The organism is Pseudomonas sp. B37(2017), from assembly GCF_002112885.1.
In the GTDB taxonomy this organism is placed as follows: Bacteria; Pseudomonadota; Gammaproteobacteria; order Pseudomonadales; family Pseudomonadaceae; genus Aquipseudomonas; species Aquipseudomonas paraglycinae.
Genome location: NZ_NEIX01000003.1, coordinates 279,199 through 293,519 on the forward strand (window position 1 = coordinate 279,199; position 14,321 = coordinate 293,519).

The window sequence follows — 14,321 nt, forward strand, 5'->3', positions numbered from 1 at the left end:
CACGTCCTTAATGAATTTTGCTGCCCAGGGTCACCACGCCGTCTGCTTTTTCGCAGCCCAGCCAACTGGTCCACCCCAGGCGACAGTCGTTCTTCTCGCCAATGCGCAGTTCGCGGATTTCTTCCGGGCGCAGCACCAGGCGAATGTCGTAATCGAGCGGGTCACGCAAGGTGAACCGCACCAGCGCGCAGAGCGGCTGGTAACCGAAACCGATGGGCAGGAATTCGTGGAATCGCTCCCAGTCGAGTTCGGTGATGTGAATGCGGAACTTGCCGCTGCGGTCGCGCACGTGTTCGCCCAGCACCAGGTCTTCACCCAGCACGCTGTTGGCGAAGCCGAGGCGGTTGCGCTGTTCTTCGAGGATTTCCACACGGCGCTCGATGCACTGCTCGATGACCAGGTCTTCGTGCTTGAAGTAGTAACGCAGCACCGCTTCGATCAGCGCCGCCGAGTGCGCCCGCAAACTGAGCAGGCCGAGGTACGGCAGCAAGCGTTTCCAGTTCAGTTCCTTGGCCTTGCGGATCTCGTCGCCGCCGAGGCCGATCAGGGCAAACAGCTGCGACGAGAACGGGTCGACCGCGCCGCTCTGGAAGCTCGCGCGATAGCGATACTTGCGCCAGATCGGCAGCATCAGCCGTTGCAGGCGATGGTGGAACAGGTCGAGGAAGTTGCGCGTCGGGTTGCCGTCTTCGCTGTCGCCCAGGGCTTGCTCGCCATAGAACGCCGGCAGCGGCGAGCCCGAGCCGACCAGGCCGATCAGGTTGAAACGCAGGCGCGCGCGCATCTGCCCGTGCTCTTCGAAAAACTCGACACGATCGACATCGCTGCGCGGAAAACCGAGGCTCGGGTTGGCCTGGAATTCCAGCTGGTCGTACAGGTCGTCTTCGCTCAGGTACGGGTGCGCATCGCGCAGCCGGTCGATCACCAGCAGCACGGCCTGAAACAGCGAGTACTCGCGTATTACCTTCGTCAGCCCGCTTAAAGCAGGGGCTGCAGGCCCATACGTGGTGTCCATTGGTACACCTCTCCCTGTGTGCTTTTTACCCGCAGCTCGTGGAATGAATTGAGACTGGCGTAAAGCGCGAAAAACTCGTTGAGAACCGAGGCGAAGACGAACAGGTCGCCCTCACCGATATACCCTTCCGGGTCGATGGTCAGTTCGGTGCGCAAACCGCGCACCGGCAGACCACGGTGCAACCGGTCCACGTGGTGATGCTTGATCAGTTTCAGTCCGCCGAGCAGGCGTTTGCTGACCTTCTCCGCGTGCTGGTCGTAGTAGCGCGGCAGGTCGTAGGTTTCGAGAATCACCTTCAGTGCATTGACGTCGGCCAGCGACAGATAGTTGAGCGACATGTTGCTGATCAGCTTCCACAGGAAGTCACGGTTCAGCGGCGGCGCAAAACTCGAAGTGGCCGGGGTGATGTTGCGGAAACTCAGGAACTCCGGGGTTTCTTCGCAGGCCATGCAGATCTGCCCGAGCTTGAGTTTGCGCGGCAGATTCTGGTTGGTGCAGACCAGTTCGATCGACAGGGTTTCGTGGGCTTCGGTGTGGCGGATACCGAAGCTCAGGTAGGTGTCGAGGCCGTCGTGCAGCAGCGACGAACGCTGGCGGATGCTGTAATGCGGACGGCTGTTGGGCACGTCGAAACTCGGGTCGTGCTCGAAGGATTCGAACGGCACGTACTCCTGATAACCGAGGCCGCCGGGCTTCCAGCCAGTCACGGTTTCCACCGAGAACACGCCGCAGTTTTCCAGATCGAATTCCGCCGGCAGCAGCAGGTATTCGTCCTGTTTGCCGTCGAGGCGAATCGGCAGTGCGTCGTGCTTGAACAGGTTGACGATCGGCGTGCAGAACAGCTTCACGTTATCCGTCGTCGGACGCATGCGCATGATGCCGCTCTTGCGGATATCGAAGCGCAATTCCAGGCCGCGCATCTGCTTGAGCGTGTCTTCCGGCAGCGCCTTGAGAATGTCCAGACCGTGGACATCGACGAACAGGAATTTGTCTTGGAAGGCGAAGTATTCCTGCAGGTAGCGATAGCCGCGGAAGGTGTTCAGCGGATACGGGATCAACGCTTCTTCTTCGGCAAAGCCCACTGGCTTCACGCGATCGCCCGGAATCTTGAACGCCATCGGCTTGCCGCTCACGCCATCGATAGGCTTGCCAGCGCCGTCGAGCGGGATCAGTTCGATGCCGTCGAGGTTGCGCAGCAGGCTCAGGTAGAGCATCTGGCTGATGTAGCGCTCGCCGGCAAAGTGCAGGCGCAGCTTGCTCAATTCCAGCTCGCCGAGGTGACCGTCGGCACTCATCTCCAGGCGCAGGCTGAGCAGCGAGCCGTCACCCTTCACCGAGTAGTTCAGCGCGGCCAGATCCAGCGCCATGACTTCGGTCGGGTAGCAGGTGCGGAAACGGCAACGCACGTCTTCGATCGGAACGCTTTCAATCGGCGTATCACGCTCGACCTTCAGCGCCGGCCCGGAACGCTTGAGCGGATCGAACTGCAGAATGCTGAACGCCGGCAGCGGGCGCATGTAGTTCGGCCACAGCAGCTGCATCAGGGAATGGCTGAGCTCCGGCAGCTCGTCATCGAGCTTCTGGCGCAGCCGTCCGGTCAGAAACGCAAAGCCTTCCAGCAACCGCTCCACATCCGGATCCCGCCCGGCCTGCCCCAGGAACGGCGCCAGCGCCGGACTACGCTCGGCGAAACGGCGGCCCAGTTGGCGCAGTGCGGTGAGTTCGCTTTGGTAGTAGTGGTTAAAGGACACGGGTTACCTGCCTGGTAGTGGAACTCATGGAATAACTGTCCTGCGGATTACGCTCGATGCCTGACCTGATCATTGGATGGCACTCTCAGGCTGGTTCGGCTGGATGCGTCCAGCGATGTTTCTTGATACCCAGCGCAATTCGATGACTTGAGAAGCGAGGATTGCCAGCAAGGTGACGCAACCTTGAGCCACTCCATAAAACAAGGCTCTCAATGGGTTGTCGGGGAGCATCCAAAGCAGGATGAAGCCCACCATAAGGCTCAGAATCACCAGTTTGGCAACGAGGCTTGGAATCAGCGCAGCAATAAAATTGACACCGAGAAAAATGTAAAACATCGCGTAGCTGGCAATACCGATGGCGACCCCACGGGTGGTGAACCCACCGTTCAGATGCTTGTAGGCATGTACTACTGCATTATTCAAAAACACGTAGGCCACACATCCGAAGGCATGGACAAACAGGCACATGGCGATACGGTAGTAGTTGCTCATGCTGGTCTCAGATTTCCGTACCACGATCCAAGGCCATGGATAGCTACAACAGCAGCCAAAACCGAGAGCGTTAGTGCGCGGTGAAGACGTGAATTTCGAGTCGCCCGATGTGAGGCAGTCAGGAGCAATAACAAGCTCAACAAGGCCAGGCAGCCAAACAGATCACTGTCAGCGACGAGCACCAGATAACTCTGAAAATCCATTACATCCATGGTCACCGCTCTCACTCTCTTCAGCCTTGCTGGTGCGTAAACCCTTCGCCATCAAACCCGGCAATCTCGGCAGCGCTCAAAAAACGCCTTCTGGCGCCATATCAAACACTTGCCTATCACCTACAACTTCTTTTGTTTATTTTTAGCTGTCCACTGACGGGGAACACTCCAAAATATTCCAACCTTCATAGCCAGTCGAAGTTGGATAAATCGCGTGACCATTAACCCACTGCGACCGTTCATCTGTTGTAAATTCGCTTTGCCACAGCAACCACTCAGACGACTTAAGCAACTCGCCCTTAACGTTATAGACTCTAAAAAACGCTTCACTCGTAAACAGCTTAACAAACTTTCCAGGCACACCAAAATCTGCATACTTGGGAACATATGAATTGATATAGCAAGTTTTTGATTCATTCCAGGTTGTGGAATAAACTTCCGCCGCAGCAGCAGCTCCCTGCTTGATGTAAAACCAAGCGCACAGAGGAACTCCCAACGCAATCAACACCAGCAATGGCATAAACGATATTTTTTTCATACTCACTTAGACCTAGAGCGGCTTTGGTACTCATCAAAATCGATAGGCCCGAGATGGATCATAAACGACACATCATAAAATTTAACCGTCGTATAAATCATCATATCTCCACCCTTTCCGTGTAACTGCCGATACTTATTAAAGTGCCCATTTGTCACTTTATAATAATCGACTCCACCTTTCTCAATCACCGCCGGCTCAGTAAAGTAGTCTATGGGGCCAGGTCGGATTACCCCCTCAGGTGACCAGTAACCCAACAACTGATCGTCTCCTGCATTGAGAAAATCGTAGGTATCTCGGACGTAAAGTCCAACCTGTTCAATCTCGATCGCTGGAAATCCATGATCGTTTTGGATTGTACGAAACCTGGTCGCTGCAACTTTTACAACAAAAGTCCCTAAAGCACCGTATACATCATCTAACGCATCCGTAGCCTTTTCCCAATCGGAGGCACCAAACCTAATCAAATTGAATTGCGATATATCCTCCAGCTCCATGGCGGTTTTATCACTAAAATCCAAATATGCGCTTTTCAACCTCTTGGATTTTACATCCAGCAAACCGAGTCGCTGGAGACGCGTCATCAATACAATCAGTCCTTTCGAAAGTTCATCAAACGAACCCTTTACCCTACCGACACTTCCGTTAAACTCTGAGGTCACCGAGAGCCCAGCGATATACTCATCAACTTTCGGCTTTACACGATCAGACCCGCTAAACAACCATTCAAAAGGTATGTCCGTTATAAGCTTTTCCGCAGTCAGCGTACTCGCAGAAACATCACCCTGCTTAACAGATTTTGACAACTCATAAGGCGCACCCGCGAACCATTTTCGCATGACGCGAGCCGCTACCGTCCAGCCCAGCTTATCCATGACTTTTGGAATTGAAGACAGCTGAAATACCTTCGCTTGAACTTTTTGACCCTCTTTATTTTCAGCTGGGGTCAGGGGGGCATTAACCGGTGCGGGCATGGAGTTAACCTCAGCAAATAGCGATTGAGTCTTGAGGCTCTAAAAGCAAAGTAATTCCTTCAGAAATTGAGGAACCAATCATCGAAGTTTTGCCTGCACTATCCGTAACACCTGTTATTTCTTTTCCTGAGTAAGTTCGGATGGTGTATCCGCGATTCGCGATTGGCTCACCCGTTTCTGGGTCCGTCACAACAAAATGTTCGGTAAAGGGCCACTGAATTTCCACCGGCAACGGCGGCACAAACGGCGCCGGCGAATGCGAATTGCCGATAATCACCGTCCCGGATCCAGCCGTTACTTTATTGCCATGAGATCCAACCGAACCGACCGTGGCGGCCGGCTTGCCGTTGATCAGAACCGTGGTCGCCAGATCGCCGACCATCGCACCACCACACGCGGAGGCATCGCCTTCGCGGGCGGCCGCGAGGCCGTCGAAGAACACGTCGCCAGAACCGGCGGCGATCGGGTTGGTGCCGTGGCCGGGGAGCGGGCAAGCGGTGGGGTCGGATACGCGTGCTGCAGGTTTGCCAGACATCGGGGTTCTCCTTAGTTGACCTTCACTTGACCGCTGCCATCCAGGCGCGCGGCGAAACTGACCTGACGCTTGAAACCCTCGACTTCCAGCAGGCCTTCGATGCTGAAGGCCAGGCGAAGCTGATCGTGGTCACGCGGCAGGGAAATGACACGCACGTTGCTCAGGCGCGGTTCGTAGGCTTCGATGAAGCTTTCGATGGCCAGGCGGGCCTGACTCAGGGAGTCGTGCAGGCTCAGGCGCATGTCATTGAGATCGGGCAACCCGTAGTCGGACAGCGTTTGCACGCTGCCGGCCCGGGTGCTGAGCATTTTGGCCAGATGGGCAGCCACCGACGCCATGGCCGAAGCCTCGAGGCTCCTGCCCTTGCGTAGTTCCGCGTCGCCGTTGAGGCGTTCGAAAAGGCTGCCGTATCCGTCCATGAGTCGCTCTTACTCTTTGTCCAGCTTGCCAACCAGCGACAGGGTGAAATCGGCACCCATGTACTTGAAGTGCGGGCGCACGTTCAGGCTAACGCGGTACCAACCCGGCTCGCCTTCAACGTCGCTGACGATCACTTGCGCAGCGCGCAGCGGACGACGGCCACGTACTTCGGCGCTCGGGTTTTCCTGGTCGGCCACGTACTGGCGGATCCACTTGTTCAGTTCCAGCTCGAGGTCGGTACGCTCTTTCCACGAACCGAGTTGCTCGCGCTGCAGCACTTTCAGGTAGTGAGCCAGGCGGTTGACGATCATCATGTACGGCAGTTGGGTGCCGAGCTTGTAGTTCAGCTCTGCAGCCTTGCCTTCTGCGCTGATGCCGAAGAACTTCGGCTTCTGCACCGAGCTGGCGGAGAAGAACGCTGCGTTGTCGGAGCCTTTACGCATGGTCAGGGAGATGAAGCCTTCCTCGGCCAATTCGTATTCACGACGGTCGGAAACCAGAACTTCGGTAGGAATCTTGGTTTCGATTTCGCCCATGCTTTCGAAGTGGTGCAGAGGCAGGTCTTCAACCGCGCCGCCGCTCTGCGGGCCGATGATGTTCGGGCACCAGCGGAATTTGGCGAAGCTGTCGGTCAGCTTGGTGCCGAACGCGTAAGCGGTGTTGCCCCACAGGTAGTGCTCGTGGCTGTTGGCAACGTTTTCCTTGTACACGAACGATTTGACCGGGTTTTCTTCCGGGTCGTACGGGTTACGCAGCAGGAAACGCGGAACGGTCAGGCCAACGTAGCGGGAGTCTTCCGAGGTACGGAAGCTCTGCCATTTGGTGAATTGCGGGCCTTCGAAGTGATCTTTCAGATCCTTCAGGTCCGGCAGACCGGTGAAGCTTTCCAGGCCGAAGAATTTCGGGCCGGCAGCGGCGATGAACGGCGCGTGGGACATGCAGGCTACGCTGGACACGTACTGCATCAGTTTCACGTCCGGCGAGCTTGGGGACAGGTAGTAGTTGGCGATGATCGCGCCAACCGGCTGACCACCGAACTGGCCGTATTCAGCGGTGTAGATGTGCTTGTAAAGGCCCGACTGCATCACTTCCGGCGAATCTTCGAAGTCGTCCAGCAGGTCGTCCTTGGAGACGTTGAGGATTTCGATCTTGATGTTTTCGCGGAAGTTGGTGCGGTCGACCAGCAGTTGCAGGCCACGCCACGACGATTCCAGCGCCTGGAAGTCCGGGTGGTGCAGGATTTCGTCCATCTGGCGGCTGAGCTTGGCATCGATCTCGGCGATCATGCGGTCAACCATGGCTTTCTTGACCGGCTCACCGTTGTTCTGCGGCTTGAGCAGCTCTTCGATGAACGCCGACACACCGCGCTTGGCGATGTCGTAGGCTTCGTCGTCCGGCGTCAGGCGGGTTTCGGCGATGATGCTGTCGAGGATGCTGTACTCGCCGTTTTCTGCGGCGTTCTGTTGTGCTGCGCTAGTGCTCATTGTGTTGGCTTCCTTGGCTGCTGGAGTCTCAAGCGTCCGGGGCTGCGGCGTTCAGGCCCAGCTCACCGAGTACGCGACCGCGGGATTCGTCGTCGGCGAGCACGCCTTCGATGGCTTTACGGAACGCAGGTGCGTTACCCAGCGGGCCTTTGAGGGCCACCAGCGCGTCGCGCAGTTCCATCAGTTTTTTCAGCTCAGGCACTTGCTCGACCAGGCTGGCCGGGTTGAAGTCCTTCATGGAGTTGACGCGCAGTTGCACAGCCAGCTCGTCGGCCTCGCCATCTTCCTGCAGACGGTTCGGCACGCTCAGCGTCAGACCCAGCTCTTGCTTGGCCAGCACTTCGTCGAAGGTCATCTTGTCGATGCTGATCGGCTTGCGATCCTCGATCTTGCGATCGTCCTTGCGGTGGGTGTAGTCACCGATTGCCAGCAGCTTCAGCGGCAGTTCAATCTCTTCCTGAGCACCGCCGGTGGCGGGTTTGAAGGTGACGTTGATGCGTTCCTTGGGGGCTACCGAGCCTTCTTTGGCCATGGCTTTTCTCCTTGCGGTTGTGGCCCTGGGGCCTATTCGAGTACCACTTCGAGATCGAGGTGGCACAGCCTGCGATAAATCTCTTCCTTGCGTTCACGTACGGCATGGTTCTGCGGTAACAACTCGCAGCAACTGTGCAGCAGGTGCAGCACTTCCAATGCAAGATCGGGCTCCCAGGCGTGCAGGCCTGAGTCCTGTAATGTCTGATCGAGGGTTTCGAGCTGGTTCTTGGCGAGTTCGTATTTCTTGGCCAGGAAGCACAGCCGCGCGAGGGCGAACTGCCAGAAGAAGCGTTCGCGCCCGCCGTGCGCCGATTGCAGGCCCTGCTTGAGGATCTGCACCGCCGGTTTGAGGCCTTCCTTGCGCAGGATCGGCTGGACTTCTTCCAAGGCCTTTTCCCAGGCTGGCTGGGTTTCGACGTTCTCGGTCTCGACCTTGCGCGGCGCGCTGGCGCTTTGCAGGTGCGGCATGACGTTGCCGGCGATCCACGCCCGGGTGGACGGATCGGCGAACGGCGCACCGTCATGGAAACGCAGCTCGATGATGCCGGGCAGGCGCTGAATCAAAAGCGCGAAGTGGATTTCCACTTCGCGCATGGCCAGCTCGGCGTTGAGGTTCTGGAGACATTCCCAGACCATCCTCTGGCCATCGAACCAGAACGGCGCCTTCGCCAGGCTCGCCTCCAGTTCCACCAGCAGGTCGGCGTATTTGCCCTGATCGAAACGGTCCTGATACTGCTTGAGCTTGTCGACCGGCAACCCGCGCAGCACGGTGATCTGCTCGGCGTTGCGTTCGGGCACCGCATCGATCGTCATCCACAGCAAGGTGCGGTTGAGGCGCAGCGCGCGCAGGTCGGTGGCTTTCTGCTTGAGCCACCAGGCGCACAACGGGCGGGCGCTTTCCTGCTGCGCGCGCAGGGCCTTGTGGGCTTCTTTCTCGTTGTCGATCGGCGCGCCGGGCGCCAGCAACTGGCTGGCGGCCTGCTTGACCTGCGCCACCGCCGCGCCCACCACGCCGGGTGCCGGCTGGTTATCGGCGGCGCGCTGGATCATGGTTTTCAGGCGGCGGGAGAGCGGCAACAGCAGCGGCGCATCATCGCCCAGATGCTCGGTGCAGGCGGCGTCGAGACCGGACAGGTGCTCGGACAGTTGCCGGAACATCGGCAGCTGTTCCTTGATCGCGATGTTCTCGGTGATCACCTGCTCAATACGCGGCACCAGCCAGCCAATGGCGGCGGCCCGGGTGCGGGGTTTGAGCGGGTGAACCTCGGCCCAGTTGTTTTCCGACAAGTGGTGCAGCAAACCGAGGCCGGCCAGCAGGCCGGGGAAGGATTCACGCTGGTACAGCGACCAGGTCAGCCAGGCGCCGACACGTAAATCCTTGGATTGGGTACGCAGGAGGTTTTCGCTGTTTTCGCGAATTTTCAGCCAGTCGATCTGCCCGCTTTCGTGCATCGAAGAGGCTTTGGCCAGCTCGCTTTCCAAGGCCTCGAATTCGCTCGAGAAACGAACGTCTTCGCCCGCAAAATTCTCTTTGGAAACAGAGACTTTAGCGAGTTCGAGGTAATGGGCGGAAAGTTTGCTTGAGTAGGACATCCATGGCCTTTGTTTGGATTACGGTCGTGCGCCTATTGGAGTTGCAGCGGCGCGGGGACAGTATCGAAGAGCAGTGAGAAGACTCATCCAATTGAGTGTGTGCTCTTTCAAGTGGGCGCATCGTAATCACTATGATGGCCACTAGCAAGCATCTGATTAAACAACAAGACGAACTGTTCATTGGGCGCTGTAGGAGATCGCCCTATATGTGTCAGGGGTTTCCCTGATATCGGCTTATATCAACCGTGCCTTTCAAACCCCGGCGTAACCTGCGTCCCAGAGCGGCTGCCTGAAACCCGCCGACACCTCCTTGAACGCGCGTTCCAAAATACGGACGAAAGCATGACAACACTGGAAAGAAAATAAAGTAGGAATCTTCCGAAAACACATAGGCATCTTTAAACAAATCCCGGAGGACAACAGGTAACAATAAAAGTGCCATCAATTTGATGTCATCACACACTTCGCATACTTCACAAGACTTCTTTACCCGCACAATTGCAGGACTTCACGCAAGTCGCCGTCAATCCATCAAGCCTTCGCCCTGCTTAAGCACACACTTTCGATGTGGATTGTTCTGACAAATGTCGCGGACTGTTCTTACATCAATATATTTCATGCTGCGAACGTGCCTTTATATTGCCAGCCTCAGTCATCAATTGACGGCTTACCACTGATACGGACATTGGCAAATGGATGAAAACAGACGGCCCATCAAGACCCGCTCGGCGGGCTGGGCGAGACGCTTCACGGATGAACTGGTCAAGCGGGACATCTCCCCCAACCAGATCTCCGTCATCAGCATGCTCTTCGCGCTGTTCGGCGCGGTGACCCTGAACATCGACAACGGCGTGGCCGGTTCAATCTTGTGCATCGTCGGCATTCAACTGCGGCTGCTGTGCAATCTGTTCGACGGGATGATGGCAATCGAAGGCGGCAAGCAGTCGGCCGTTGGCAGTCTGTACAACGAGTTTCCGGACCGGGTTGCCGACAGCCTGCTGATCGTCGGGCTGGGTTTTGCCATCGGCCAGTCCGATCTCGGCTGGTTTGCCGCATTGGCCGCTGCGCTGACGGCGTATGTCCGGGTGTTCGGCGGCGCTCTAGGGCTCACCCAGAGTTTCATGGGGCCGATGGCCAAGCAGCACCGGATGGCGGTGATGACCGTGGCGCTGCTGTTGAACGCGTTCGAAACCATTTACTACGCGACCCACTACGCTTTGCTGATCGCGCTGGTGATCATCGCTCTTGGCTCCGTTGCCACCTGCGTCACGCGCACCCTGGCCATCGCCAGACAACTGAAGGGGAATGCTCATGTGGATCAGTAATGCGCTGATTTCGGTGCTGCGTTTCTTGATCGGCGTGACCGCCCGCTGGGAAAGCCCGCCGGACCTCTCGCGCCAGCGCATCTACTACGCCAACCACACCAGTCATATGGATACCCTGGCGATCATCGCTGCACTGCCGCCGGAAGCCCGATTGAACGTGAAACCGGTGGCGGCCGCGGACTACTGGGGCAAGAACCGTTTTCTGTCGTACATCTCGCAGAAAGGCCTGAATGCGGTGCTGATCGAGCGCAATCCGGCACCGGGTACCAATGTGCTGGAGCCGATCTTCGATGTGGTGCGAGCCGGTCATTCGATCATCATTTTTCCTGAAGGGACGCGCTCCACTCAGCCGCTGCCGGGGGAGTTCAAGTCCGGGATCTTCCGTCTGGCCGAAACCTTTCCCGATGTCGATCTGGTGCCGATCTACCTGGAAAACCTGCATCGTTCGATGCCCAAGGGCAAACATGTGCCGCTGCCGATCATCTGCACGATCCGCATCGGCGACCCGCTGCAGAGAATTGCCGGTGAGGAGAAACAGGCGTTTCTGGATCGCGCGCGTGACGCCATCGTGAGGTTGTCGAAATGAGTCTGGAAACCAAGTTCCTGTGGTTCTTCGCGGCAATCGCTGCACTGCTGGCGGTGGCTTCGCTGATTGGCGGCGTACTGGCCAGACGCGCAAAGAGCGAAAGCTCGATCGCGACCATCGAAAACCTCAACCAGCGCGTGAACGCGTGGTGGGGGATGGTCATTATTTTCTTCGTGTCCTGGCTGCTCGGCCCAAACGCGACGGTAGTGTTGTTCGGCTTCATTTCGCTGTTTGCGCTGCGCGAGTTCATCACCCTGACACCCACCGCACGCGGTGACCATAACGCGCTGTTTTCGGCGTTTTTCATCCTGATCCCGCTGCAATACCTGCTGATCGGCACCCATTGGTATTCGATGTTCACCCTGCTGGTGCCGGTGTATGCGTTCCTGCTGCTGCCGGCGATTGCCGTGCTGAGCCAGGACACCGAGGGCTTTCTGGAGCGCACGGCGAAGATTCAGTGGGGCGTGATGATCTGTATCTACTGCATCAGCCATGCGCCGGCGCTGCTGTTGCTGGACCTGCAGGGTTTCCAGGGTCAGAACGCCCTGCTGCTGTTCTACCTGGTATTCGTGGTGCAGATGAGCGATGTGCTGCAGTACGTGTTCGGCAAGCTCTTCGGCAAACGCAAGGTCGCGCCGCTGGTGAGCCCATCGAAAACCGTGGAAGGGCTGGTTGGCGGCGGGTTGTCCGCCACGCTTATCGGTGGCTGCATGTTCTGGATGACACCGTTCAGCTTCTGGCAGTCGCTGCTGATGTCGCTGGTCATCGTGGTGATGGGTTTCCTTGGCGGGCTGGTCATGTCGGCGATCAAACGCAGCCTGAGCGCCAAGGACTGGGGCACGATGATCAAGGGCCACGGCGGGATGCTCGACCGGATGGATTCGATCTGTTTCGCCGCGCCGATCTTCTTTCACCTCACCCGGTACTTCTTCTCGGCTTGATCAGGCGATTGCTTCACCAAGATAGAGTCGGTGTGTCTTCTCGATCTCATCGATCAATCGCGGTGCAACGCCTACTGATCCGGCAATCTCGCGCCAACGCTTAACGGCAGCGCAAACCTCTTGAATTATGGCCGGGGCGTCGATGCCCCGGATCTGTCGGGCAACGGCTTCGAGGTCCGCGAGCTCAAACCTGTCGCGCTTGCCATTGATAGTCATCTGGTGGGTCGCGACCCAGAAACTGCCAGGCTGATACGACCACGAAACATCATAGGCCGGGGAAAGAGACCAGGTGCCGGCTCGATCCATCAGGAAACTGGTGTTCTTGGTGTGGTCATCCTGATTACGCCCGACCACATTGAAAACCATGCGCCGAAAGTACTCTATTGCGTCGCTGCGCGAGAGTCCGAGCATTCGCATCACCCCGAATGCCTGCTCATAGGAGTAGCCGCCCGGCTGCTTATAGTCGGCATGATCCATGGCACACAGGGTCGCCATGTGGATCTTTTCCCCGTCATCGGTCCGATCAAAGCGCTTGGTCAGAAAGTGAGCACGCCCGCCCTCTTCCAATAATTCGCACGGGCTCATAGTGATGCCGGCGGCTTTGGCCATGAGCGAATATGCGTACTCCACACGTCCAAAACCCTGCGAATCGGCCAGGAAGTCAGTGTTTTTAGCAACGTCGAACTTCAGCAGCCAGTAGGAAAACCCCATTGGCGCCTTGACTTGCCCTGAACGGATCTCGCCAGCCGCGTTCATCGCGATAACGGCTTTGGCCCGCGCCCCGCCAGCGCTGGTGCCGACCTGAATCAAGCGCTGAAGTGCCTCGTCATCGACATCGGAATCGTGTTTTGCGAGGCGATCAGCCAAGCTTTCCCGTTGCGAGAGCACTTCGCTGGCAAGCTCTACCAGCGCATCAATCTGGACACTTTCACTGGCGTTTACAGAGCCAGTGAGGGCGGGCCGATACTCGAGCCCACCCATCCCGCGTGCACCCTGATACAGGATTCGCTCAACGGGAGTGAATGTCGTTTTGTCACGGCCCTCTTTAGCGAGCCAGGCGTCGATCAGTGCGTTACCGAAATCATCCGGCAGAGAGTCAGCCAGGATAGCCGGAAGGCCTTTATAGGTTTCCCGATTCAGGCCGGGAAAGGCGTAAGTCTGATTCGCAGCCAAGGGCATATGGATAGGCGAGATTTCGATACCGGTTTTGACGAATTCAGGATCGTATTCGAACAAACCCAGCTGGCTGCCCTCATCCCAGAGCAGCCCCCCGACAAACCGGTCGAACAGATACACCTTTGCAGTAATCACCAATCAACCTCCTTTTTGACTTCGCTGCCGGACACAGAATCGCCTGCGCTCCCTGCCGACGCCTTGCCCACCGCTCGTGTGCCGGTTGCCCGAACGCGCTGCGTTCCGGCCATCTTGATCACTTGCAATGGGCTCGGTCGAACGGGCTCAACCAGTAAGGCCGCTCTTTCCAGCTCGCCAATGACACGCAGGACGGCCAGCAGATTCACCAGGGTGCCTTTGCCATGGAGAAGATTGATCAAGGTCTGGCGGCTGATGCCGGCTTCCCTGGCGACATGCTCCTGGCTGAGATTCTTCTTCAGGCGCAATTCCTGGAGCCGGGCACCAATGGCGCTGGCAATCGCATCGTCGGTCATTGCTTGGAGGCGCATAGTGTCTAAATCCCTGAAGCGAATGTGCAAATGACGAAGTGTGTGTATTCAATACCAGGCCATGCGGAAAAATCGACCTGAGCCACATCCAATGCCATCACTGCGTATGGAAATCTGGGCATTAATACAAAAATCGTCCTTTACGTCTCAATTTGAAGGCATTAGCTCGCAGCAGTACTCATCACACATGCAGACAGATTAACGCCCAGATAAATAGACAATAAATAGAAGAATGGCCG

Annotated in this window: 15 protein-coding genes; 3 read left to right on the plus strand and 12 right to left on the minus strand. The window is 57.3% G+C overall.

The annotated features are described in order from the left end of the window. Positions 1-7: 7 nt before the first annotated feature. The 10 genes from tssG to tssA form a co-directional block, all read right to left on the minus strand. The gene (gene tssG, locus CAF90_RS10570) at positions 8-1,015 is read right to left on the minus strand and encodes a type VI secretion system baseplate subunit TssG (protein WP_007954381.1); all 1,008 of its coding nucleotides are present in this window, start codon (positions 1,013-1,015) and stop codon (positions 8-10) included. Then, positions 979-2,766 (minus strand): type VI secretion system baseplate subunit TssF, encoded by a 1,788-nt coding sequence (gene tssF / locus CAF90_RS10575; protein WP_007954380.1) that lies wholly within the window; start codon positions 2,764-2,766, stop codon positions 979-981. Before tssF ends, tssG begins: the two co-directional genes overlap by 37 nt. Positions 2,767-2,835: 69 nt before the next feature. After that, positions 2,836-3,258 carry a hypothetical protein gene (locus tag CAF90_RS10580; RefSeq protein ID WP_085606169.1) on the minus strand — a complete coding sequence of 141 codons (423 nt, stop codon included), beginning with the start codon at positions 3,256-3,258 and terminating at the stop codon, positions 2,836-2,838. Positions 3,259-3,612: 354 nt separating this feature from the next. Continuing rightward, the gene (locus CAF90_RS10590; protein WP_085606173.1) at positions 3,613-4,008 is read right to left on the minus strand and encodes a hypothetical protein; all 396 of its coding nucleotides are present in this window, start codon (positions 4,006-4,008) and stop codon (positions 3,613-3,615) included. 2 nt (positions 4,009-4,010) lie between these two features. Then, positions 4,011-4,982: a DUF6402 family protein gene (locus tag CAF90_RS10595; RefSeq protein WP_139834481.1), complete on the minus strand. Its 972-nt coding sequence runs from the start codon at positions 4,980-4,982 to the stop codon at positions 4,011-4,013. 10 nt (positions 4,983-4,992) lie between these two features. Further along, positions 4,993-5,517 carry a PAAR domain-containing protein gene (locus tag CAF90_RS10600; RefSeq protein ID WP_085606177.1) on the minus strand — a complete coding sequence of 175 codons (525 nt, stop codon included), beginning with the start codon at positions 5,515-5,517 and terminating at the stop codon, positions 4,993-4,995. Positions 5,518-5,528: 11 nt separating this feature from the next. Further along, positions 5,529-5,936, minus strand: coding sequence for a type VI secretion system baseplate subunit TssE (tssE, locus tag CAF90_RS10605; RefSeq protein WP_007954373.1), 408 nt, complete (start codon positions 5,934-5,936; stop codon positions 5,529-5,531). A gap of 9 nt (positions 5,937-5,945) precedes the next feature. After that, the gene (tssC, locus tag CAF90_RS10610) at positions 5,946-7,421 is read right to left on the minus strand and encodes a type VI secretion system contractile sheath large subunit (RefSeq protein WP_007954371.1); all 1,476 of its coding nucleotides are present in this window, start codon (positions 7,419-7,421) and stop codon (positions 5,946-5,948) included. Positions 7,422-7,449: 28 nt separating this feature from the next. Then, complete coding sequence (tssB, locus tag CAF90_RS10615; RefSeq protein WP_003229587.1) at positions 7,450-7,953, minus strand: type VI secretion system contractile sheath small subunit; 504 nt, start codon at positions 7,951-7,953, stop codon at positions 7,450-7,452. A gap of 32 nt (positions 7,954-7,985) precedes the next feature. Next, on the minus strand, positions 7,986-9,548 hold the full coding sequence (gene tssA / locus CAF90_RS10620) for a type VI secretion system protein TssA (protein WP_085606179.1): 1,563 nt from the start codon (positions 9,546-9,548) through the stop codon (positions 7,986-7,988). A gap of 692 nt (positions 9,549-10,240) precedes the next feature. Between tssA and CAF90_RS10625 the strand changes: the two genes are divergently transcribed. From CAF90_RS10625 to CAF90_RS10635, 3 genes are read left to right on the plus strand one after another with little or no spacing between them, the layout of a single operon-like run. Next, on the plus strand, positions 10,241-10,873 hold the full coding sequence (locus CAF90_RS10625; protein WP_085606181.1) for a CDP-alcohol phosphatidyltransferase family protein: 633 nt from the start codon (positions 10,241-10,243) through the stop codon (positions 10,871-10,873). Continuing rightward, entirely contained in the window at positions 10,860-11,459 is a 600-nt protein-coding gene (locus tag CAF90_RS10630; protein WP_085606183.1) for a 1-acyl-sn-glycerol-3-phosphate acyltransferase, read from the plus strand. The genes CAF90_RS10625 and CAF90_RS10630 overlap by 14 nt, the downstream gene beginning before the upstream one ends. Further along, positions 11,456-12,400 carry a phosphatidate cytidylyltransferase gene (locus CAF90_RS10635; RefSeq protein WP_085606186.1) on the plus strand — a complete coding sequence of 315 codons (945 nt, stop codon included), beginning with the start codon at positions 11,456-11,458 and terminating at the stop codon, positions 12,398-12,400. Before CAF90_RS10630 ends, CAF90_RS10635 begins: the two co-directional genes overlap by 4 nt. Here the strand turns inward: CAF90_RS10635 and CAF90_RS10640 are convergent, their stop codons facing one another. Both CAF90_RS10640 and CAF90_RS10645 read right to left on the minus strand, forming a co-directional pair. Continuing rightward, positions 12,401-13,708 (minus strand): type II toxin-antitoxin system HipA family toxin, encoded by a 1,308-nt coding sequence (locus CAF90_RS10640; RefSeq protein ID WP_085606465.1) that lies wholly within the window; start codon positions 13,706-13,708, stop codon positions 12,401-12,403. Further along, the gene (locus CAF90_RS10645; protein WP_085606188.1) at positions 13,708-14,082 is read right to left on the minus strand and encodes a helix-turn-helix transcriptional regulator; all 375 of its coding nucleotides are present in this window, start codon (positions 14,080-14,082) and stop codon (positions 13,708-13,710) included. The genes CAF90_RS10640 and CAF90_RS10645 overlap by 1 nt, the downstream gene beginning before the upstream one ends. Positions 14,083-14,321 lie beyond the last annotated feature (239 nt).

Coding starts and splice junctions, on each gene's coding strand:
- tssG (WP_007954381.1), bottom strand. CDS start 1,015: ATGGACACCACGTATGGGCCTGCAGCCCCTGCTTTAAGCGGGCTGACG.
- CAF90_RS10580 (WP_085606169.1), bottom strand. CDS start 3,258: ATGAGCAACTACTACCGTATCGCCATGTGCCTGTTTGTCCATGCCTTC.
- CAF90_RS10590 (WP_085606173.1), bottom strand. CDS start 4,008: ATGAAAAAAATATCGTTTATGCCATTGCTGGTGTTGATTGCGTTGGGA.
- CAF90_RS10595 (WP_139834481.1), bottom strand. CDS start 4,982: ATGCCCGCACCGGTTAATGCCCCCCTGACCCCAGCTGAAAATAAAGAG.
- CAF90_RS10600 (WP_085606177.1), bottom strand. CDS start 5,517: ATGTCTGGCAAACCTGCAGCACGCGTATCCGACCCCACCGCTTGCCCG.
- tssE (WP_007954373.1), bottom strand. CDS start 5,936: ATGGACGGATACGGCAGCCTTTTCGAACGCCTCAACGGCGACGCGGAA.
- tssC (WP_007954371.1), bottom strand. CDS start 7,421: ATGAGCACTAGCGCAGCACAACAGAACGCCGCAGAAAACGGCGAGTAC.
- tssB (WP_003229587.1), bottom strand. CDS start 7,953: ATGGCCAAAGAAGGCTCGGTAGCCCCCAAGGAACGCATCAACGTCACC.
- tssA (WP_085606179.1), bottom strand. CDS start 9,548: ATGTCCTACTCAAGCAAACTTTCCGCCCATTACCTCGAACTCGCTAAA.
- CAF90_RS10625 (WP_085606181.1), top strand. CDS start 10,241: ATGGATGAAAACAGACGGCCCATCAAGACCCGCTCGGCGGGCTGGGCG.
- CAF90_RS10630 (WP_085606183.1), top strand. CDS start 10,860: ATGTGGATCAGTAATGCGCTGATTTCGGTGCTGCGTTTCTTGATCGGC.
- CAF90_RS10635 (WP_085606186.1), top strand. CDS start 11,456: ATGAGTCTGGAAACCAAGTTCCTGTGGTTCTTCGCGGCAATCGCTGCA.
- CAF90_RS10645 (WP_085606188.1), bottom strand. CDS start 14,082: ATGCGCCTCCAAGCAATGACCGACGATGCGATTGCCAGCGCCATTGGT.